14 protein-coding genes are annotated in these 22,384 nt (G+C 56.7%); 10 read left to right on the plus strand and 4 right to left on the minus strand.

Annotation, left to right across the window (positions count from 1 at the left end):
* Positions 1–442: 442 nt before the first annotated feature.
* The 4 genes from FHS27_RS05160 to FHS27_RS05175 all read left to right on the plus strand — a co-directional run bounded on the left by FHS27_RS05160 (position 443) and on the right by FHS27_RS05175 (position 7,756).
* Positions 443–1,453 carry an ABC transporter substrate-binding protein gene (locus tag FHS27_RS05160; protein ID WP_184302644.1) on the plus strand — a complete coding sequence of 337 codons (1,011 nt, stop codon included), beginning with the start codon at positions 443–445 and terminating at the stop codon, positions 1,451–1,453.
* A 741-nt stretch (positions 1,454–2,194) separates the two neighbouring features.
* The gene (locus FHS27_RS05165) at positions 2,195–3,325 is read left to right on the plus strand and encodes a methyltransferase domain-containing protein (protein ID WP_184302647.1); all 1,131 of its coding nucleotides are present in this window, start codon (positions 2,195–2,197) and stop codon (positions 3,323–3,325) included.
* A 310-nt stretch (positions 3,326–3,635) separates the two neighbouring features.
* Entirely contained in the window at positions 3,636–5,294 is a 1,659-nt protein-coding gene (locus FHS27_RS05170) for a caspase family protein (protein WP_315854465.1), read from the plus strand.
* 200 nt (positions 5,295–5,494) lie between these two features.
* On the plus strand, positions 5,495–7,756 hold the full coding sequence (locus tag FHS27_RS05175; RefSeq protein WP_184302653.1) for a serine/threonine-protein kinase: 2,262 nt from the start codon (positions 5,495–5,497) through the stop codon (positions 7,754–7,756).
* An 83-nt stretch (positions 7,757–7,839) separates the two neighbouring features.
* Here FHS27_RS05175 and FHS27_RS05180 read toward each other — a convergent pair whose 3' ends face one another.
* Positions 7,840–9,129, minus strand: a complete 1,290-nt coding sequence (locus FHS27_RS05180) for a CCA tRNA nucleotidyltransferase (protein WP_184302656.1) — start codon at positions 9,127–9,129, stop codon at positions 7,840–7,842.
* Positions 9,130–9,690: 561 nt separating this feature from the next.
* Here FHS27_RS05180 and FHS27_RS05185 point away from each other — a divergent pair.
* The 4 genes from FHS27_RS05185 to serB all read left to right on the plus strand — a co-directional run bounded on the left by FHS27_RS05185 (position 9,691) and on the right by serB (position 14,275).
* The gene (locus FHS27_RS05185; RefSeq protein ID WP_184302659.1) at positions 9,691–11,199 is read left to right on the plus strand and encodes a serine/threonine-protein kinase; all 1,509 of its coding nucleotides are present in this window, start codon (positions 9,691–9,693) and stop codon (positions 11,197–11,199) included.
* A gap of 264 nt (positions 11,200–11,463) precedes the next feature.
* Complete coding sequence (gene proC, locus FHS27_RS05190; protein ID WP_184302662.1) at positions 11,464–12,285, plus strand: pyrroline-5-carboxylate reductase; 822 nt, start codon at positions 11,464–11,466, stop codon at positions 12,283–12,285.
* A 45-nt stretch (positions 12,286–12,330) separates the two neighbouring features.
* Entirely contained in the window at positions 12,331–12,579 is a 249-nt protein-coding gene (locus FHS27_RS05195) for a hypothetical protein (RefSeq protein WP_009097347.1), read from the plus strand.
* A gap of 445 nt (positions 12,580–13,024) precedes the next feature.
* Positions 13,025–14,275, plus strand: coding sequence for a phosphoserine phosphatase SerB (gene serB / locus FHS27_RS05200; RefSeq protein WP_184302665.1), 1,251 nt, complete (start codon positions 13,025–13,027; stop codon positions 14,273–14,275).
* Between the two features lie 14 nt (positions 14,276–14,289).
* On the opposite strand, the gene FHS27_RS05205 is transcribed toward serB, so the two are convergent.
* Entirely contained in the window at positions 14,290–15,810 is a 1,521-nt protein-coding gene (locus FHS27_RS05205; protein ID WP_246419126.1) for a protein kinase domain-containing protein, read from the minus strand.
* Positions 15,811–16,147: 337 nt separating this feature from the next.
* On the opposite strand from FHS27_RS05205, the gene FHS27_RS05210 reads away from it, so the two are divergent.
* Positions 16,148–17,290, plus strand: coding sequence for a hypothetical protein (locus FHS27_RS05210; protein WP_246419127.1), 1,143 nt, complete (start codon positions 16,148–16,150; stop codon positions 17,288–17,290).
* Between the two features lie 135 nt (positions 17,291–17,425).
* Here the strand turns inward: FHS27_RS05210 and FHS27_RS05215 are convergent, their stop codons facing one another.
* On the minus strand, positions 17,426–18,988 hold the full coding sequence (locus FHS27_RS05215) for an amino acid ABC transporter permease (RefSeq protein WP_184302672.1): 1,563 nt from the start codon (positions 18,986–18,988) through the stop codon (positions 17,426–17,428).
* Positions 18,989–19,100: 112 nt separating this feature from the next.
* Here FHS27_RS05215 and FHS27_RS05220 point away from each other — a divergent pair, with 112 nt between their 5' ends.
* Positions 19,101–20,849 carry an ABC1 kinase family protein gene (locus FHS27_RS05220; RefSeq protein ID WP_184302675.1) on the plus strand — a complete coding sequence of 583 codons (1,749 nt, stop codon included), beginning with the start codon at positions 19,101–19,103 and terminating at the stop codon, positions 20,847–20,849.
* A 55-nt stretch (positions 20,850–20,904) separates the two neighbouring features.
* Here the strand turns inward: FHS27_RS05220 and FHS27_RS05225 are convergent, their stop codons facing one another.
* Positions 20,905–21,777, minus strand: coding sequence for a protein kinase family protein (locus tag FHS27_RS05225; protein WP_184302678.1), 873 nt, complete (start codon positions 21,775–21,777; stop codon positions 20,905–20,907).
* Between the last annotated feature and the right edge of the window lie 607 nt (positions 21,778–22,384).

Consider the following 22,384-nt stretch of genomic DNA (forward strand, 5'->3'; position numbering starts at 1 on the left):
TGAATTGGCGATCGAAAAAAATGGTTCGAGGCAGTGCTTCGCATCCATGCTAGCACTTCTCGAACGATCCGCACATAGAACAACCTGACGGTTTAAGGGGGCCATCCATGACTCCGTTTCAACCGCAATCTTCGCAGTCAAGAAGAACAAAAATGTTCCTCCAACCAGTGCAAAGAGCGTTCGATCTATGAACATCTTTTGCCGGTTCAAGTTGCCGAGACAACCTGCTCGCGACGATGCGGGGAACTTAGCCGGGGTGGCTTTCGTGGGTCAAGTCAGCTTTCGGAAAGTTTTGAAAACATGTCCGCGGGTTACCCCGCAACGTCGCTGCAAAGCCCGGGAAATACGGTTAAAATTGAGCGTGAAAAAAATTGGAAGTGTTACACTTCGTGTTCGCTTCACAACCCGCTGCCCTTCTCCCCACGTTGAAGCCGTTATTCGTATGCACGTAAAATTACCCGTCACGTTGATCGTTGCAGCTTTGTTTTGTTGCCTCGCCGGATGTCATCCTCCAGCTGATGACAACGCAAACCCAAAGACCGCGGCAGAGGCAACCGGAGATCTGTTGCACTTTGCCGTGATCCCCAAAGGTGAGAACCACATCTATTGGCAGTCGGTGCGAATCGGTGCAGAGCAAGCCGCGAAAGAAGTTGGGGCGCGAATCACGTTCAAGGGACCTGCAAAGGAAAGCGATCGCAGTGAGCAGATCGACGTGTTCCAAGGGTTTCTCAACGCCCAGGTTGATGGGATTTGTCTGGCGCCGTTGGACGCCGACGCATTGGTGCGTCCGGTCGAAGAGGCTAAGCGTGCAGGAGTGCCGGTCGTGATCTTCGACAGCGGCCTCAATGCCAAACCCGAAGACTATGTTGCGTTCGTCGCAACGGACAACTTCCGCGGTGGGCAAATTGCTGCTGATGCGATGGCGGCAAGCCTGGGGGATGACGGGGGTAAGGTAATCTGTCTCCGTTATCATCAGGGGAGTGACAGCACGCACCGTCGTGAAGAAGGGTTCTTGGACGGGATTGCAAAGTATCCCAATATCGAAGTGATCAGCAGCGATCAGTATTCGGGAACGACGACGGAGTCCGCGGTCGATAAAGCGCAGGCTTTGTTCAACCGGTTTGGCGAAAATGTCGATGGAGTTTTTACGGCATGTGAACCCAATGCGGAGGGGATGCTCCGGGCGATTCGGGATCGTGGGCTGGCTGGGAAAGTCAAACTCGTTGCCTTTGACAGCAGCGATTCACTCCGGGAGGCGATGTCGGCGGGGCATGTTGCGGCAATTATTTTGCAAGATCCCGTCCGGATTGGTAACCTTGCAGTGAAGACGCTCGCGGCATCGATTCGTGGTGAAACCGTCGAGAAGAATGTCGATACCGGAATTTTTGTCGCGACAAAGAAAAATCAAGACGAGCCTGCCATCGCGAGCTTGCTTAATCCGCCTCAGTCGTGATCTCGCGTATGCCGAATACCCCGTAGATCGCAGGTTTTCAAGGCGGTTTGTTCGTGCTCGGGGGTGTCTTAATTCGTTCGAACGTAATGTGAACCCTTCATTTTTCGCGATTTTAATGACACAGGGTTAGTGTTAAATCAGCCCGTGTCAGTCGTTTATTCAGCATCACTCAATCTTGCTTGCGCGATTCGGAGTGGTCGTCGCCTGCTCGGCAGTTTCGGTATTTTAGGCCGTTTCTGCTATTTGCGACGATACCGCCCTTGTCATATTTGTTGGCATCCGATTCAATCACTCGACGCATTTGCGCAATTAGGTGAGCTTTCGCGTTGCATGCCCCGCAGCGTTGCTCACCTGATCGGCGGTCCTGTGGGGGTTATCTTGTGCCCCTTGTGTAACCCTTCACAGGCCGCCACTTTTTAAATCTTGTTCAACTCGCCTCTTCCCTCTTCCTGGTGGTTTCCACCATGTTTAGGGGTGTCTTCTTTGGGCGGTGTGTTGAGCGAATCAGGGTGACACGCCACGCTATGGCCATTGTTGCATGCTGCGTTTCTTTGATTTGCAGGGCTCGTTGATCAATGCCTTCTTGAGCGGGGAATTGCAATTGTTGTTGTGGTTTCGGGGCCGTTGACCACGATCCCGCGTCGTTTGGTGAGTCGCGTTAGCGTGCTGGCAGTCGATCGGCGTGGGGCGTATCTTTGGGTTGAACTCCCCATCCACACCCGTACGAATGTGTAGTGAAGCATGTCGAGTCTCGACACCGAAAAGGCCGTTCGCCAACGTTATTCAGGAGCAGCTCTTGAACGTGAGGCGGCACTATGTTGCCCGGTCGATTACGACGCGAAGTATCTGCAGGTCATTCCGGCGGAGGTCATCGAGCGGGATTATGGTTGTGGCGATCCTTCCAAGCACGTCCGGCGCGGCGAAACCGTCTTAGATTTAGGAAGCGGCGGCGGGAAAATCTGCTTCATCGCGTCCCAGGTCGTTGGGCCCGAGGGAAGCGTGATCGGCGTTGACATGAATGACGACATGCTGTCGTTGGCTCGGCGATCAAAAGCCGAGATTTCCAAATCCATTGGCTACGACAATGTCACGTTCCGTAAAGGAAAAATCCAAGATCTCGCGATCGATCGCGACGCCGTTGAACGGTATCTGAACGAGAATCCAGTCACGGACGACGTGACTCTTCGCGGACTCGAGTCGTTTTTGGCTGACATGCGGGCTGAGAATCCGATGATCCCCGATGAGTCGGTCGACGTCGTCGTCAGTAACTGTGTGCTGAACCTGGTCGATTCGAGTGAGAAAGAAATCCTGTTCGACGAGATCTTTCGCGTTCTACGCCCCGGCGGCCGGGCGGTGATCAGTGACATCGTGTCCGACGTTGAGGTTCCTGAGGAATTGCAGGCGGACCCTGAATTGTGGAGCGGTTGCATTTCGGGGGCGTTCGAGCAATCGGCGTTTCTAGAGGCGTTCGAACAAGCCGGGTTTGTCGACATCCGCATCGAGAGTTTGCAGCCGAATGCATGGCAAGTGGTTGCCGGAATCGCATTCCGGTCGGCAACGGTGATCGCCTACCGTCCTCATCTGATCAGTGAAGGTGAGGGTGTGATCGAGCAAACGCAGCAGTATTTGCTGACTCGGGACGCGACGCGGCGGGTTTACCGCGGGCCTTTCAAGTATGTCGTTGATGACGATGGGCGGATGTACACGCGGGGCGAGGCTTGCCAGGACGCGCTCGCCCAAGCGGCTGAACGTGAATCGATCGCCGATCATTTTGCCGTCTATGAGGATGTCACGGGCGAGGAATCTTCGGCAACTTACCTCGGTCTGCCGACGATGGGCGACGGTTGCTGCTCGAGCGGCGATTGCTGCTAGTTTTCACCGGATTCCATTCGGGGATTCATGTCTGACGATGGCCTCGCTTTGCCATGTTAGGGATGCCGAGATGGGGGCCCTGCGCGGAGATCTGCTGTCGCAATTGATTTGGTGTTGCTGACGCGGTAAAGCTTGCCCTCCAGAAGACGGGAGTGGGCCCGTTTCTCGGTCCTAAGAGAGAACGTCTCCTCCGTCGAAGGTAAATGTGATGAAATCCTGCGAGAGCTTTGCTCGTGCATCTCGGGAATTGGTATTCCGGGCGCCGTTATTGAACGCGCTGACGCTGTCGCTGGCTGTGGCCGGATGGTCAGTGACATGGTCGTCAAATGTTTCGGCCGCAAGTCCGTTCCACGCCCTGTTGATTGGCAACAACGCGTATGAGGCGGAACGGTTAAGGAACCCGATCAATGATGTCGAGTTGCTCGGGAAGGCTCTGCGTGATCTTGGGTTCGTGGTCACGATCGAATCGGATTTGGGGCATCGAGAAATGGACGATGCCCTTTTCGACTTCACGCAGCGGGTGCCCAAGGGAGGGCTCGCGTTCTTCTATTTTGCCGGGCATGGCATTGGAATTCAGGACGACCACTTTCTGATTCCGGTCGATGCGCGGTTACGAGATTCATCGGCACTGAAGTATCAAACCGTTTCTCAGGATTATGTACTTGATGCGTTAAATCAGTCGGGGGCGAACACGAAGGTGTTGATGATGGATTGCTGCCGCAACAATCCTTTTGAAAGGCGGTGGCCGGTAACGCAGCGGAACCCTTCGTCGGAATGGTCGCCACGCACTGAGACGCCCGATGGGACTTTGATTGCATATGCGACGGCCGAGAACCAACCGGCTCTTGATGGTGAAGGTGAAAACTCACCCTTCGCATTCAATTTGTCAGCGAAGCTCCGCGACCGACCCTCATCCGGTTTGTACTTGCTCGACGCGATTCGCAGCGCGAGTGAAGCGGTCAAGCAACAGACCGGTCAGCGAGCGTGGGTGCATTTCGACTCTTCCATGCCGCGGGTCTGCCTGAGTGAGCCACCGAATAACCAGGCGCAGGTTGCCTCGGCGTCGAACCAGGGACGCGACAAAGAATTGGTTTCCCGAGAGGATCTACCGCCACGCCGTGAGGACACGACGAAAGGATTGATGGAGACATCATTGCTCGCGCAAGCCCGCACGTATCTTAAGCAGGGCGATTACGACCTCGCGATTGACGCCTATACCGTGGTCGCGCTCGACCCCGAGGTGTCTCGAGCCGATCGAACCTCGGCGCTGCAAGACAGGAGTGCTGCATACCTGCGCCGAGCAGGTGAGAATGATTTTGAACGTGCGCTGATCGACGCCAAGGCGATCGGTGGCGCAGGAATTCAGTTGCCGCATTTGGCCAATTCGTCGCCCATGCGCATTCAGAGGCAACAAACAGGAACCATTTATCGTCATCAAATCGCGACCATCACATCCGTCTCCGGTGACTTCTATTACGTGCAGTCGGTTTACGGCGGTCAGGATCAGCACGGTTGGGTGAGCAAAAGTGCGTTCCGTGTCGAGCAGGCAAGCGACGTAGAGCCGAAACCGAAAGTCGTTGTGGATAAGGTGGTTTCGCCGGTGACCCTGAACAGCACTTCCGTGGTGTCGGCATCGGTTTCGCCACCGACTCGCCCGTCCAGTTTCGAAGGTGTCCAGGTGCCAAGCCCGAGTTCGAGTGCACCTTACCCCGTCATCCGGCAGAGCACTCCGATACGGAGCTCCTCTTCTATGGTGAATCCTCCGATGGCATCATCGTCCCGATACACGTCGGCTGGTTACCCTCAGCCTTCGACATCGACGCAGTACCGGGGGCAAACCAATTCGTTTTATCGAACGCCCGCGACGACGTCGGGGCCTCGTTATCAGCTCCAGCAGTCGAGCCAGTCGTCTCGCGGCAGATCCAGAGCGGGCGGCGGTTGCCCCCATTGCAAATTGGGGCGACGTTAGAAGTACCGAACAAAAATTTGGGCGAGCGTTATAGCCGAAGTGGCGTGGGAGACCGCCTGATGCACACTTCGTCTTGGGTTTGTATTATTCTAGCGATTGGCTGGCTCGCGGGGTCTCTTTCCCCGCATGCTGATGAGAGTCATCTTGGGGCACGGTCATCGGAATGCCGGTGACGATCAACACCACCAACTCGCTCGACTATGACAAAACAACTCAAGTCCTACGATTTCCTAGAGCCGCCTGCGCACGAAGGCGATTTAGGCATGCTCGGATCGTATCGGATACTGGGTGAAATGGGCCGTGGCGGAATGGGGTATGTGTTCCGAGCGGAGGACACGGTGCTCGAGCGGCCCGTCGCCCTCAAGGTGATGAATAAAAAGATCGCCTCGACTCCAAACAGTCGCGATCGGTTTTTGCAAGAAGCCCGCGCGATGGCGGCGGTGCATCATGACAACGTGGTCGTGATCTTCGAAGTCGGCACTCATGAAGGCACGCCCTTCATGGCGATGGAGTTGTTACGAGGTGAAACGCTCGAGGCGGTCAACGCCGGAAAGGAGCCGGTCGATTACGAACGTGTGATCGATTACGCCCGACAAATCTCTCGCGGGCTTGCCGCCGCGCACGCCAAAGGGATTGTGCACCGCGACATCAAGCCCGCCAACATTTGGGTTGAAGAAGGTAGCGGTCGGATCAAGATTCTCGACTTCGGATTAGCGCTCGCTCAATCACCCGCCGGTGATTCGACGGGCGTCGGTTCGGTGTGCGGCACACCCGGGTATTTGACGCCGGAACAGGCTCGCAGTGATCCGTTAGATGACCGCAGCGATTTGTATAGCCTCGGCGTCGTGTTGTACGAAATGTGTACAGGTAAATTGCCGACCGCGCAGCCCGCGATTGCGGAACAGTTGGTTGCGTTGTTGACGCGATCACCGACACCGGTGCGCGAACTCAATCCGGACATCCCTCAACCGCTCGCCGACCTGATTCAACTGTTGCTGTCAAAGGAGCCCGGGGATCGGCCCGCCAACGCGTTGGAGTTGGACAAGCAATTGCAGAAGGTTGCCCGAGAGTGCGAAGCCAAATCAGAAGTCGCCTTGTCACTCGGAAAGCTTCAAGAGAGTTTGAAAGAGGTGGTCAGCAAGCAGGTCGAGGTCGAACCCGAACCGGTCGAGATCATGCAGGTGCCCGACTTCGACCCGTTGTCGGTCCCCGCCTTGCCTGCGCCGTTACCGCCGAACGTTCCCGGTGCGAGAACGCCGGCAGCGGTCGGACAACGCCGGATGAATCCTCCCGGAAAACAACCGCAGACTTCTCCGGCGCACGCATCGGTTAGCCCCGTGGTGTGGATGGGCGCGGGCGTGTTGGCGACACTGCTGTTGGTGCTCGGGATTTTCTGGATGGTGATTCCTGATCAGGGCGAGAACTATGTTGTGACGGCCCCCGGCCAAAGTAACCCTGTGAATCCAAGCACCACGCCGAAGCAGGGAAACCCGGCGAACGCGAATCAGCAATCGCGAGCCTCCAATAACACATCCAACAAAACCCCAAACCGAAACAAGAACAACGCAAACCAGCAGTCTCCGAAGTCGAATCAGAACAAAGGGAATCAACAGAACAGCGGCAAGTCGAACGCATCAAACGCTTCTGCAAACAAGAATTCACCGTCCTCAGGTCCGGGGAACGAAGCTGAATCAGTGGCATCGCGATCCGACGTCGCATCGGAGGCGGATTCGGAAACCGACGGGAAATCGTCACGCGACATCGCCTTGAGTGAATCTGCTGCGGGCGATAGCGGGGGTGATGTCATGCCGTCGGTAGATGATAGCGAGGTCAATCCCGCGGACGCGATTGAGCCCACGCCAACAGTCACTGTTTCGAAATTGATCACGAACCTCACGGGATTCGGAGCAGACACCACAACGCATCGCAATGACACGAAAGGAAATGCGCAGGGGACAAAAGATTTGCTGATCGTCCAAACGCGGAATGATCAGGATCTCAAGCACATCTACGTGCGGTTCGATTTGCGATCACCTGAATTTAAACGTGCGGACGTTCAAAACGTCACGCTCAGCCTCGCGTTCTTAATTGGGCAAAAGATCAACAAAACCAAACTCAACGTCTATGGTTGGGAAGACCCAGACGCCGAGGCGTGGAAAGAGGATGAAAAACGCGGTACCCCGCTGTTATGGAAAAACTCGGTATCACTCTCCGGCCTTGAGTCGCTGCCGTTATTGGCGACATGGGACAGTGACGCCGTTGACGAAGGGGACCTCAGGCGGAAACAAGAATTCGCGGACTTCGCGAGCGATAAACTCACCCAGTTTATCCTCGACTCGTGGGGAAGAACGGTCAGTTTCGTCATCGCAGGTGGCGCCGAACGCGGCATCCCGATCCGTTTTCTTAGCAAGGAACGTGATCCCGAGTTTGCACCTTCGTTGAAATTCGAAGTGGCCCAATAGCGAAGCCCGAGATCGATCGGACGTCCATCGGCAGGACGCCGGTGTGCTTGGGAATGCGTTCCGCTGCAAAGACAGCGTCGTCGTCACGCGTTAGGTTGACGGCGCACCCATGACATGGCCTCCTCCGGGCTGTGCATTTGATCGTCGAGTTGCATTTGGCGGATCGTCGATAACCAACCACGGAACTGTGGGCCAGGTTTGATCCCCGATTTGATCAGGTCGTCGCCCGTCAACAGTGGTTGAGGATCGAGTGAAGACGGAGTTCGTTCTCGTTCCTTCATCGCTCGTCGTACCCCGGAGTCATCGTCGGCGATCGCGACGGCCGTTGCGATGATCGTCTCGATATCTCGGTCGATGAGAATGGGTTGCAACGCTGACCATGCCTTGTCGGCGCAGTTCACGATCTCGGGGGCGAGTTTGATCGCGGCGGTGATCGCACGTTGTTCAGCCGTTGATAGCTTCCATTGTTGAGTCAGCGTCTTTAGATCACTCTGAGCCGCGCGCGAGGACGGGTGGAGGGTGAGTAGTGTGGCCGCGATTCCACTTTCAAAGGTCGTGTTCTCGAGTTGGCTAAGACGCGTCTGAAGAAGGGGCCACTGTGCATTTTCGAGTGTCGGCCAGACATGGCGATGCAGGCCGGTCTTCACCAGTAGCCGGAGTCCCCTTGCGATGTTGGGGTGCCCAACCACTCGCCGCATTTCAGCACCTACTCGTTCTCCGCTCACCATCGAGATCGTATCGGAGTGAGCGACGATTGCTGACATCGTGGCTTGCTCCACGGACAAACTCAACGTTGTCACGAAGCGGATGGCGCGGAGCATTCGGAGTTTGTCTTCCTCGAATCGACGGTCGGCTTCGCCAATCGTGCGGAGATGCATCGATTCCAGGTCGGTGATCCCACCGACATAGTCCAGGATCTCACGCCGCGCCGGGTCATAGAATAGCCCGTTGATGGTGAAGTCACGTCGCGCGGCGTCCGCCTCAGCGGTTCCATACGTCACGTGATCGGGACGCCGTCCGTCACTGTAATTTCCGTCGGCGCGAAAGGTCGCGACCTCGGTCGGTGGGGCTCCCTCGAGTTCATTTTTATCGGCCGCGGCAGTGGTTGATTTTGGAGGTTTCGGTGGCAGTACACCGATCACGCCGAAAGAGGCACCGAACGCAACCGTTTGACGACGACCGAAAACCTTTTGAACCGAATCCGGCGTGGCATCGGTAGCGACATCGAAATCTTTCGGGGTTCGTCCCAACAGCGCATCGCGCACACAACCGCCGGCGAGAACGGAAACGAACCCTGCTTCGCGGAGGCGGTCGATAATTCGAATGGCTTCACGCCCGGCGGGCGAATCAAGAGCGGTGTCGGGAAATTGCATGGAGCAGATGCTAGCACGTCTGAGTTTGGGGGCGTTCGAAGTGACAGGTGACAGGTGACAGGATTTGGGCGTGGGGAGAGTGTTGCCTCGGTGCGGTGCGTGATTTACTGAGGGCATTGGGTGAAAAAAGGATCGGGTTGAACTTTGGCGTTGGTTTAAACGTCGGTTTCAAAGTGTCGCATTGGTGTTTGCTCGGGTTGGAGGCATTTTTGAGATTTCGAGGGGCGCGGAGCCGCCGCGGACTCGTACGGCGTGAAATCGAGTCGTCATAGTCGGAATTCTCCGAAAAATAGGATTGTATGTTTAGAAACGCCGTTCCTTACATTCCGCCAAAGAGCCTCGCCATGATCGGCGAGGTGAGTAAAATGGAGGGCTCAGACTTTCCAGCTCGGCAGAGATGCGGTGAAGTCAGTGGAGTCTGAGCGACGATTTGCAACTTATCTGATTTCCCTCCCGTCTCAACGCCCCGGCGTTGGCGAAAAACGGTGGCGGGACTGTGATTTCGCGAAAATCCGCCTGCCCGTCCTCTGTACCGCATACTGAACACCTCAATACGACGCTATGGCTTCCCCTCTCACGACCGAAGAATTCATCAACCGGGTTGTTGCCGTGGGCGTTGCCGAGCGTCTCGACGTCAACCGCGCGATTGGGGAACTCGGGGTCGGCGAAGTTCCGCTCGTCGATGTGATCGATCAACTCCAACGGCGTGGTCTGATCACCACGTTGCAGACCGAGAAAGTGCTCCGTGGTGACCGCGTGGGGTATTTCTACGGCGACTACAAAGTGCTGTACCTGATCGGTGCCGGTACGTTTGCTCGCGTTTACCGTGCCGAGAAAGATGGCGACGTTTTCGCCGTGAAAGTGCTGCGGAAACGTTTCCGAGATGAGCCAAAAGAACTCGAGCAGTTTCTGCGCGAGGGCAAGATGGGATTGAAGCTCAAACATCCCAACATCGTGCGAATCATCGATGTGGTCGCCGATCGCCACAATCCGTTCTTGGTGATGGAATTCATTGAAGGGCAAACGTTGCGTGAATTGGTCAAGATTCGCGGAAAGTTGCCGGTCGATTTATCGTTGAAGTTGATCCACGAGGTGGCTCAGGGTTTGGCGTTCGCGGCGGAGTTGGGGATTTCTCACCGTGACTTGAAATTGTCCAACGTTTTGATCAGTTCGTCGGGCGTTGCGAAGTTGGTTGACTTCGGATTGGCAGCGTTGGCGGACCGCAGTAATCCCGAAATTGTCGCTGACTGTCCAAATGCCCGTGCGATCGATTACGCCGCGCTCGAACGTGGTACGAACGTCCGAAAAGATGACCCTCGCAGCGACGTGTTCTTTGCGGGGAACATGTTGTATCACATGCTCGCCGGGACTCCGGCACTGACGGAAACACGCGACCGGATGGCCCGATTGAACGTATCGCGTTTTCAAGACATTCGACCGATTCAAGATTACGTTCCGGATATCCCCGGGCTCGTTAATCAATTGTTGCTCAACACGATGGAGTTCAATCCGCAGTTGCGGATTCAATCATGCAAATCGTTGGTCTCGGCGGTGAAAGGGGTCATGGAAGATTTGAAACGGGGTGGCCAGGGACCGGTCGAGCAACCGAAGGTCAAGGTGAATGCGGAAGATGTGGGCGACGACCAGATCATCACCAATGAGGGTGAAGGTTATATCGTCATGTTCGTTGAGTCGAAAACGGATCTTCAAAATGCGATCCGTGAACGGCTCAAAGCACGTGGTTATCGCGTGTTGATTATTTCCGATCCACGGCGGGCGTTGGCCCGTTTCGATGATGCGATGGAGCCGCCGGCGGATTGCGTGATTTTCGGTGCCGCGGAATTGGGCAACGACGCATTGGATGCCTACAACGAGTTTGCCGAGAGTGAGCAAACTCAAAATATTCCCGCGATCATGTTGGTCGATCCGCGACAACGGCACATCGTTGAAAAAGCCGTTCGTGGTTCCAATCGAACACTCCTGCCGCTACCTTTGAGCGTCAAGAATCTCCGCGTTACCCTCATCAAGCTGCTCTCGGGGACCGAACAGCGTCCCGCTGGAACGTATTAACGACCAGGAAAACGGTCGCTCTTTCGTCTTCTTTGAGGCGATATCGGTAGATCAATTTGATGTGGGATTGGTTGCCGGAAGTTAGTCATCAAAACGGGCTGTCTCGGCGTCACGGTATCAACTCTCGCGAGAGGCTGCGTCGGTCGTTCCCTGTCCTGAGTTGATGAGCGTTCGAGAGTTGCCCCTCTTCGTATCGGCAAAAAGAATCCGTCCGCGGTTTCGGTTTTTAACACTCCGTTAGTCATCTAAGCATCTTTTCAACCTATGAAACTTCCTCAATTGACCGTCGTTGGCGGCGGCCAAATGGCTCGAGCACTCGTCGGTGGCATGATCCAGCAAGGCGTGCTCGACGCCAGCAAACTGACGCTGATCGCGCCCTCGTCCAACACGAGGCAATGGTGGGCTGAGAAATACCCGGATTGTCGAACGATGGAGGGCAGTACGAACGAAGCGGGTGAAAGTGCGTACGCGTCGTGCGAAATCGTTCTACTGGCGGTGAAGCCTCATATCATCGCCCCCGTGCTTTCGGATCCGAACGTGGACCTGGGTGGTAAGTTGGTGATATCGATCGCGGCCGGTGTCCCACTTGCGACGATTACCGCTGGCGTCGGGCACTCGCGGGTAGTGCGAGTGATGCCAAACACGCCGAGTTTGGTAGGCGAAGGTGCGGCCGCGTATAGCACCGCTGAAAGTGTGACGGGATCCGATATTGAATCCGTCGAGACCATGCTCGGCAGCGTTGGGTATGCCGTTCAGGTGAGCGAAAACCAACTCGATGCGGTCACTGGGGTGAGCGGATCGGGCCCCGCCTACATTTATCTCGTCATTGAAGCACTCGCCGACGGCGGGGTCGCTGCGGGATTGCCACGCAAAACGGCATTGGAATTGGCCGCTCAGACGGTTCGAGGGGCGGCCACGATGGTGCGTGATACGGGCGAACATCCAGGCCTTCTCAAAGACAATGTGTGCAGTCCCGGCGGAACGACTATTGCCGCAATGCGTGTGCTGGAACAGAATGCGGTTCGTGGCGCGTTAATTGACGCGGTCAACGCCTCCGCAGCACGCAGTCGCGAATTGGCCAAATAAATCAACCGATCGAGCCATCGCACGCACCGAAATGCGAGACCATTGATGCACAAACCTCTGATCAAGATCGACGACAAACATGTCCCCCTATATCGCATTGTGTGGGTAGCCGACCTGCCGCACTTTTGCGGTGAAGAGGATTGTGTCCGCGAGGGGTACTACGAAGTTCGGCTGGACGTCGATGACTCGATCTGGACCCACCACGCCGACCGTGATCGCGTGATTGAGGCCTTGAATCAGTGGTGTGGCGACCCAAGAGACGACGGTGATATGGGTGGTGAGGCCGAATTCTAGAGCCTGGGGCTGCCTTTCAGATAATGAAAACCGGGGCAGTCCTATTCACGAATATTTAGTTTGTGTGAACATTCTCGCCTCGATCGATGGGGATTACACGGCAACTGATCACGGCAACTGATAATGGTTCGTGCTGAATCTCGCAACGCTCGTTTTCTAGGAAATGCCCCTGTCAGCAGAGCCGGAAACGATATTTCCTTCTCCTGCCGAATCACGTCTTGTTCGATCGGGCTCGCGACGCGGGGGGGACGAGAGATGGGGGCGCAAGAGATGGGGGCGCAGCAGCCAAATTGCGGCGGTCACGCAAACGCATCAAGCGATACGGCCTGTCTCGATGTTCGCGGAGCGTTTTGGCGGCGTTCGCGACTGCCTGCCGGCAATCTTAGTCGCATGCAAAACTAGCCACTTTGACGCCTTGGCGAGTGATCGCTAGGATTCGCGGGCTATGAAAGAGCCTACACCCGCTACCGCGACGACCATCCTCTTCCGTTTTACTGGTGAAGACCGACCGGGCCTGACCGCATCCCTGTCGGATCATTTCGCCAAGTTCGGTTGCAAGATCATCGACGTCAATCAAGCCGTTATTCACCGATCGCTACTGCTCGGATTGATGGTCCGAATCCCCACGGATGTGGATTCCGAGAAGGTCACGCAGAAAATGCGGCGTCGTGCGGAGAAGCTCGAACTGAAGTGCAAACACACGCACATTGAGGACGATGCCTACGACATCTGGGTTGGAGGCGAAGGAAAATCTCGATTCATTCTAACGCTCCTCTCCCGCGCGGTGACGGCCGAACAATTTGCGGCGGTGAGCCGGTTGGTCGCCGATCAGGGGTTGAACATTGACGTCATCACGCGATTGTCGGGCCGGCCTAAACGCGTGGCCGATGGAAAACCGACACGGGCGTGTGTGGAGTTTTCATTGCGGGGAGATCCTGAAGACCCCGATCGTTTGAAAGCGAGCCTGCTCGACCTTTCGAGCCGATTGGATTTGGATCTGGCGTGGCAACAGGATGACGCGTTCCGCCGCAATCGACGCGTCGTCGCACTCGACATGGATTCGACGTTACTGCAGGCCGAAGTGATCGATGAGATCGCTAAAGAAGCGGGAGTCGGCGAACAGGTATCGGCAATTACGGAAGCCGCGATGCGAGGTGAGATCGACTTCGACGAATCGCTTCGTCGCCGCGTCGCTTCGCTCGAAGGTTTGCCCGAAACCGTGTTGCCGAAAATTGCCGAACGGTTGGAGTTGACCGAAGGTGCCGAGCGACTGCTGTCGAATTTGAAACGGTTCGGTTATCGAACGGCGATCTTGTCGGGAGGTTTCAGCTATTTCGGTGAGTATCTTCGTTCGCGACTCGACGTGGACGACGTGCACGCCAACCAACTCGAGATCATCGACGGTAAACTGACTGGGCGGGTCGTCGGCGAGATCGTCAATGCGCAGCGAAAAGCCGCGCTGCTTGAGCAACTTGCCGCGAGCATCGGGATTGATTGCGAACAAACGATCGCGATCGGCGATGGAGCGAACGATTTGCCGATGCTGTCACGCGCCGGATTGGGAATCGCATTCCATGCGAAACCGATCGTGCGTGAATCGGCACGGCATCAGGTCTCCACGCTCGGTCTCGACGCGGTGTTGTACTTGCTCGGCGTCCGCGACCGTGACTTAGTCGAGCAAGCGAAACCCGTGTAACGGTTTGAATCGGACTACGTGACCTGTGCCGACACGTCGCGTGCGACGGCGTAGATCAAGTGTTCGCCTTCGATCGATTTGGCGGTCCATTCGATGGTGATGTAGTCGCCATTCGCGGTTATATAACGGTTGCGAAATCGAACCACGGGACGCCCCTCCCTCAAGGCCGAGACTTGCGTGATCGTTCGTTCTCGGTCGTCTTCATGGACGAATGACAAGAACGGGTTCGACAGTAACGCCTCATTGGAGTGCCCAAGGACTCTCGAGAAGTTATCGTTGATGCGAACAAAGAACCCGTTATGATCGGCGATGCAGAACATGTCCGGCGAGAGTTCAAAGAAGCGATTCATGTCACTGCGAACACTTCGCAGCGTCGAGGCCTGATGAGCCGTCATCACTTGCGACAGCACCATGGCGTCAACGGGGCGTTTGTCGATATCGACTTGGAGGCAATTGATTGCCAGGCGAACGATCGCATCGTCGAAGCCGCAATTGAGTAGACGTTCGAGGCTCAGGAACGTTTTGCCGCGAACGGCGCAGCGATAAACTTGTTGAAGACTTTCACCTTCGTAGGGTGCGTGGCCGCTGAGAATTTCGCAGAGAATTCCTCCGAGGCTGAACACGTCGGCGCGGGAATCGAGCGTGCTGCCTCGTGCTTGCTCGGGCGACATGTACTCTGGGGTGCCGTTGATATGTGCCTGCCGTGTGATCAGCTCGTTTGCTTCGAGTTCGGCGGAGAGCGATGACGCGGCGTTCTTATGAGATCGCGATTCAGACGAGGAGGGATCCAGGACGATGCGATGAAAGTGCTGGGCTAGTCCCCAGTCCATCACATTCACTTCACCAAATTCGCCGACCATGACGTTGGCAGGTTTTAGGTCGAGATGAATCACGCCGCGTGAATGTGCGAACGCCATCGTCTGGCAGACGTCCGTGAAAATCTGTAACAGCTCGGCTTTCTCGATCCGCTGATCTTGAAGCATCGTTTGCAGCGTGATGCCGCCGACTAATTTCATGACGTGATAAGGTTGCCCGTTTGCACACACGCCCGTTTCATAAATCGGTGCGACGCCGGGATACGATAGGAAGCTCATAATGCGGGCTTCGTTTGCGAAGTCATCCGCGTAATCCTTCGTGGCACGATCGCGGCGTAGTACTTTAACGGCGACCTCTCGATTGAGCAGACGGTCGAATCCCTTGTAGATGATTCCCATTCCCCCGGTTTCGATCCATTGCAGGATCTCATAACGCTCGGTGAGCAAGCGAGGTGGTTCATCGGTCTCGAACGAATCTGACAACTCGTCACTGGTTTGGTGTCCGCCGCCTCGTGAGGGCGGGTGGGATGCACGGCGAGCGGAGGTTGGTTTTCCGAGCGGAGGCTGGATCGAATCGGAAGCGATCGGGCCTGTTTCACGCATTCTCGTTTCACTTCGCCCCGATGTTTTGGGTTGCCAGGATCGGTGCATCGTTTGGCTACTCCTTTTTGCCATTTCGCGGGTGGCCGGAGTCATCCCAGCGGAAGGGTGAACGTTCATCTTAACGTTTCCCTCGCGGCGATTCGTGATGAAAGTCGCGTTGGTCGCAGGAATGTTGCCACCGCAGCGGTCGGTGGTGACGGCCCGATCCGTGTCAGGCTGGCATTGACACTGGCGAGTGAAAATTCATAGGACGGGGGCAATCATGGCGGGAAGAGGTCATTTTCACCGTAAATGATGCGATTTGCGTTGCATCAGGCGGTGAGGCATCCCAGTCACATAATCTGTACCGAATTTTCAGATTTGACTCGATTTGCCTTTTGAAACGGTCGATCGCAAAGGATGGACGTCAAAATCAACCTCGAAGAAACCCGCTCCCTTGCCTAAGGATGCGACGATGAAGCGAACGGATATCGCCGAAAACAAATTCACCCGTTATGCACGCCGTGCTGCAGTTGCTGCATGTGTGTTGGCGACGCTCCCCTCGATCGGTTGCCGTAGCGGTAAGCCTGGATGGAACATGTTCGGCCGACGCGGCGAGCCATCCGCCGAGATGCTCGCCGGGAGCGGACCGACCACGACCTATCCGACCCCGCCGTCGGCACGAGCGACGCCGGAAGCGATCGCCTCGATTGCTGGTGGAACCGCGCCTAGCACAACGAACGCAACACCGAGCACGCCCAGCCTTCCTACCGGATCGAATCCGTACGCGTTGGCGGGCAATCGCATGAGCTCACCTGAAAGTGGTGTGCCCGGGGGATTCCCAACGAGTGCGCCTTCGCAGTCGTCGAACAACCCAACCCCGTCGACATCGTTGGCCGCCGGGAATCAATCGGTGCCACCGGCCTACGCTTTGCCGGGACGCACGAGTCCTTCGAGTAGTGCAACCACGCCGAGCTATGCAGCCGCCGCGGCAAACGGTTACGCCGCCTCGACACCGACAACACCACCTTCGGCGTCGTCGATGCCAACCGGTTATCAGCTTGGGGCGAAGCCCGCGTCATCGCCTGCCGCCACCGTGGCGAGCACTCCGCAACAGAACTCGGGCAGCGGGTTCACGATGCCACCATTGAACAATTTGACTCCGACACGATTGGCCGCTGGGTCGACGAGTTCGTCTGGTTCAACCACATCTCCATCGAGCGGATTCACGTTGCCTAGCAGCATGGCGGCGCCGAAATCGGCGACCGTCGCCTCCGCGACGACTTCGGCACCTGCCGCATCGAGTTCGATGGCGTTGCCTGGATCCTCGACTTCCGCTCCTTCAGGGACGTCCACCGCCGCGCCGCAAACTGCCGTGGCGTCGTTGAGCCTGCCGCCATCGAGTCCTGCTTCATCGAGCACCGCATCGTCAGGTGCATCGACGCCGATCAGTGGAACATCGACGTCCGGCGGATCAGCAGATTTTCAAACCGCGGCGGCGGCAAGCACGTCGACCTCGACGACGTCTAGCAACAACTCGGTGCAGCCGACCGGCTACATGCCTGGTAGCACGAGCAAAGCGTCGAGTTATCCGTCTTCGAATCCTGTGATCCGATAGACGGTTCTGCAAAAAATTACGATCGTCCATCGTTTCGGATGATCGTTCCCCGGTTGGGCTGGCTGTCTCTTCGCAAAGAGAGGCCGCCGATCGGTGACAAGTGGCAGCGTTCCGTTTGCGCAAAAACGATGTGTGCTAGCGGCTCAAATTCTTTGCGGCGACTCGCCACGCTACCCAACTCAACGCGATGATCGCGACGAGGTACCAAAACGCGAGCGACGCTTCGTGGTAGCGCGAGCCGCTGTGCAGTAACCCGAACAACCGCGTGCCGACGGTGGTCACGCCCGGTGGCAATACTGCCAAAGCCGCAGGCACGTCACCGCTCGCGACGACCGCGGCGACGATGAACGCAGCCAAGGCAGTTGGCCAAACAAGCGGTATCTCAATGCGGAACAGTCGCGTCAGTGTGTTCCCGTCGAGTTGGCTCGATTGCCAGATCGGTTGGCTGATTTGTTCGTACCCGACACGCAATAGGACGTAGGCGATCACGAGGCTTCGTATTCCGACCGAGCAGATCGTCGGGATCAGCGTTTGCGTTGCTAACATTTCGCCGAAGGGAATCCCGGAGGCGAAAAATTTGACGACCGCCATCGCCACGATCGGGCCGGGAATGAGGAAGAGCATCGTCATCGCACAATCGACCAACCATCCGGTTTTGGCGTGCCCGCGTCCCCATCGAGCTAGAACCCACGCCAGCGGTGTGACCGCCAAGGCCGTGAATAACGCGAGTTGTAACGTCCAGACGTATTCGCGGGCGAACATGGACGGTGCGTTGCCGAGTGCGTGAACACAGGCCGACACGGACCAGCTTGCGATCGGTTTTCCGTTCTCGACTCGAACGAGGTGCCCGGACTGAACGATCAGTCCAGCGACAATGGCGCCTTGGCAAACGATCATTGATGTAAGCACGCCCAACGTCGATGCGATCACAGTGAGAGGACGCGTCGGTTGACCGTCGAAGGAAAGAGAATGTTGTGTGCCCCTGTTTTCATGGCCGTCGATTTTGCCCGCGATGCGCAGACGTTTCTTCCTGAGACGCATCCAAACGAATGCGGGAATACCGCCAACAATCAATGGCAGCCATGTGGTTACCGTGATCGCGGTCGCGTTGGGATCGAGAGCGTAGAAAAGATAAAATTGATCCGCGACCGTTCGGACGCTGTGTAAGTCTGCGATGCTCATTTCCGTCGCGGCAAGCAACCAGACAATGACGATCGACGCGAGAACCCATGGCCGGGCGATTGGCAAACGAACGCGGAACCACGCGGATGTTTTTCCAAAATCTAACTCCGCATGTTGGATGACTTCGGGGGCGATGTTTCGCGTCGCCCAAAAGGTTGCCGTGGCGACAATGGCGGCGCCGTGAACGCCGTGGATCCAACCGACCCACAGGAGGTTGCCGCCGGTCATCGTTTTCATCAGCCATCCGAATTTGCCTGCTGTCGATTCCCAGACCGCGGCGTGCATGATGAGCGGAGTCGCGATCGAAAACAGCATCGCCATGAACCACGTCGTTACCAGCATTCGTCGTAGCCGGTCGATCCCGCCACCTCGGGTTGCAGGCAAACAGGACTGACGAAGGATGACGGCGCACGCGGCAGCGGGAATACCGATCGTGATCGCAATCACGGACGACACCGCCATTAACGCGAATGTCGTCGAGATCGCAGCGGTCCAGTCGTCGGCGAACAGTTCCATCGGCAGAATCGGTACCTTCCTAAAAATTGAGAGAATCGCCAGAGTGTAGCCGAGCGGAATCTCTTTTTAAGCATCCCGAACCAACCACCTCGTGGTTAATGTATTTCTTGTGATGAAGTTGACCTCCATTCCGAGCCTGTACCGCAATCTGCGTCGTGGACGCGAGATTCTGTTGGTGCTGCGCCGTTATGGGTTGGCCGATTGGCTGAGTCGTTCGCAGCGACTGCCGTTTCGGGATTGGATCAAGGATCGTTCTGGCGTCCCTTTGACGCAGTATTCGCGGGTCGAACGCATTCGCATGGCGATCACCGAATTGGGGCCGACCTTTATTAAGGTCGGCCAAGTTCTCGCCTCCCGCCCTGACCTTGTCGGCATCGAGCTCGCGGAGGAATTGAAGCGTCTTCGCGGACGAGTCGAGCCCGATACGGCGGAACAGGTTCGTGCAACGTTGCGGTCCGAATTGGGAGACGATTTCGAGAAAAACTTCTCTTCGATCTGCTACACGCCGCTGGCGACTGCGTCGATCGGTCAGGTCCACCGGGCCGTTCTGCTTGACGGCAGCCGTGTCGTCTTGAAAGTTCAGCGAGCAGGGATCGATCGATTGATGCGACAAGACCTCGAGGTTCTCGAGGGGCTCGCCCAGTTGGCTGCTCGGGTGGATACGATCGCGGTGTGGGGGCCGCGAGAGATGGTCCGGCAACTGCGTCCGATGGTTTTGCACGAACTCGATTTCAATCGCGAACGGGGAAGTCTTAAACAGTTCGCTGAGATGCTCGTGTCCGACCAAGCCGAAGTGGCTGTTCCAACGGTGATCGATCATTTGTGCACGCGGCGAGTGCTCGTCATGGAGGAGATGATCGGAGCGCCTTTGGCGGCGGTGTTCTCGCATTCAACACCAACGTCAGATGATGCCGAGGACGCATCCGAACCGTCGGAAACCGTTCCGGTGGCGGATGGTTTGACTAAGGACAACCTTCCTGCTGACTTTGGATCGCGGCTCGCCAAAATCTATCTAAAGATGGTGTTTGAAGATGGGTTTTTCCACGCCGATCCGCACCCCGGAAACTTGATCTACCTGTCCGACGGACGGCTCGGCATTCTCGATTTTGGGATGACTGGTCGGATCGACGAGACATTGCGTGAGTCGATCGAGGAAATGTTGGTGGCGATCAATTCGGGTGATCGCAGAAGGCTGACTCGTTTGATTCGTGGTGTCGGCAACCCGCGTTTGGATCTGGATCAGGCGGCACTGGAGATTGATGTCGCTGATTTCGTGGACACCTACGGTCGTCAATCGCTCGATCGGTTTGATCTCAGCGGCGCGTTGAATGAACTCACCGAAATCTTGCACCGACACGGCATTACGTTGCCGAATCAATCGGCGTTGCTGCTGAAGATGTTGATCTCGCTCGAGGGGACGCTGCGAGAACTTGGGGTCGGATTCGACTCGCTCGATATTGTCCGGACTTATTTGCGACGGGTGATGCTCCGGCGGCTGACCCCGACCCGTCGACTTCGTCAGGCACGGCGGATTTACCTGGAAAACGAAGCGTTCCTGGAGGAAGCCCCCGAGCAAGTTCTCGCGGTATTGAATCAGGCGCGGTTAGGACAATTGCAACTGCGGCTGGACCCGAAACGGATCACTCCCGCCGTTAATCGTTTGGTCGTCGGGTTGATGGCAAGTGCTGTGTTTCTGGGCTCGTCGTTGTTGCTCGCCTATGAAGTCCCGCCGCTCCTTTTTCCCGATTCGAATGTCGCGGGAATCGAACGGCTCAGTGTGTTGGGGCTGATCGGAATCCTCGCCAGCATGGCGGTCATGACGACGCTCAGCATCACGATTTTGAGCAGCGACCGGGATTAATCCTCGGATCGCGGTTCTGTCGCGGGCGTAGGCCAGCGACCACGCTGACACGCCTTTATGCGGCGATCCGTTGAGCAGGAACGCTCGGGCCGATGTGTCCGCCGAGTGTTTGAATCTCCAACGCAAGCAGGCGTTGCACAATCTCACCGATCACGGGACGCTGCAGCGGGTCATTGGCCACCATGTTCTCGATCAGTTCGGCGACTGGTTCGATCACGTGTTGAGCAACCGGCGCGGTTGCCGACAAACTTTCCCACAGCACGCGACCGAGAGCGAAAACGTCCATCGCCGGGAGTGCCGCGGTCGATCCGTTCATCAATTCGGGGGCGGCGTAGTCGGGCGTTCCACGGAAGACACGGTGCATTGGCGTGTGCGTGCGTGCGGCAAATCCCAGGTCCACCAACGTCACGTGGCCCTTCGCGTCGATCAGGATGTTTTCCGGTTTGACGTCTCCGTGAACCCACCCGCCGGCGTGCAGTTTTTCCAGGGCTTGTCCGATCTGACGTGTCCACCAGAGGGCCACGGGAACCGCGAAATGTTCGATTTGGTGGGTTCGCTGATCCATCGAGACGGCGTCGAGCCGCGGCATCACGACGTACGGTGCGTGAGGTGAGCGAGATGCGTCCAGAATCGCGATCAGGTTCGGGTGTGTGACGCCCGACGCTTGGATCGATTGTCCGATTTGTCGTTGTGCGTCCCGAATCACGTTTGCCTGAGGTGCGTCGGCCGGATCGCTCGAAACCACGCCAGCGACAGTCTTTAGGACGTAGTCGTAGCGAGGATTTCCTTGGCTGTCGGCAGGTTGAGCCAAGAACAACTCGGTTCCCGTGCCGCGCGTCAACCGAGAACCCAATCGCCAGATACCGAGGATCTTTTCGGTTCCTTGAAATGATTGTTCAGTTGGAGTCGTGGCAGAACGGTCGAACATCTTGGCACTCGTGGGCATTTAATCGAGATAGGTTTCCAGAAAGGGTCATCGTCCCGGGTAGCCGAGTCAGGCTAATCGGCTGCCGGAAACCGGGACAACCGTTACAGCCGTCAAACCCGGTGCCCGGAATCGCGGATGCGTCGCCCGTCAGAGAACCTCTGCGTCGATCTTGCACGTGCGACGAGAAATCGTGAAAAAGGCCGGGCAGCATTCCCAAGACTCAGGGGAAGCGTGGAATCGGCAACGCACTCGGTTTCTGCGGGTCGGGATCTCCCCTTTCTTGTCAAAGGTGACGATTTGGCGGTCGAAATCAGGTTGATGGCCAATCCGGAACACAATTTGGAAGACGTCGCGAGAGAGGCCTCCGGAAGGGGGGCTTTTTAGGTTCCCGAGGTGGGTTCAGGTGCGTTTATGCCGGTTAGGGTAGGCGCGGGCGCAAACACTGGGAACTTTGTCGGTCGCAATCGCGTCGGAAACGCTGCATTTCGTTGACAGTGCAGCGCCCCCAATTAGACTCGCTGATTCGCGGACGTGGATTTGTTCAAAATTTGCATCCGTCTCGTTCCAGCCGCTTGAAATTCGCTAACTGGCTGCGAGATGAGAAAAT

It is taken from the genome of Aporhodopirellula rubra, assembly GCF_014192335.1.
GTDB lineage: Bacteria > Planctomycetota > Planctomycetia > Pirellulales > Pirellulaceae > Rhodopirellula > Rhodopirellula rubra.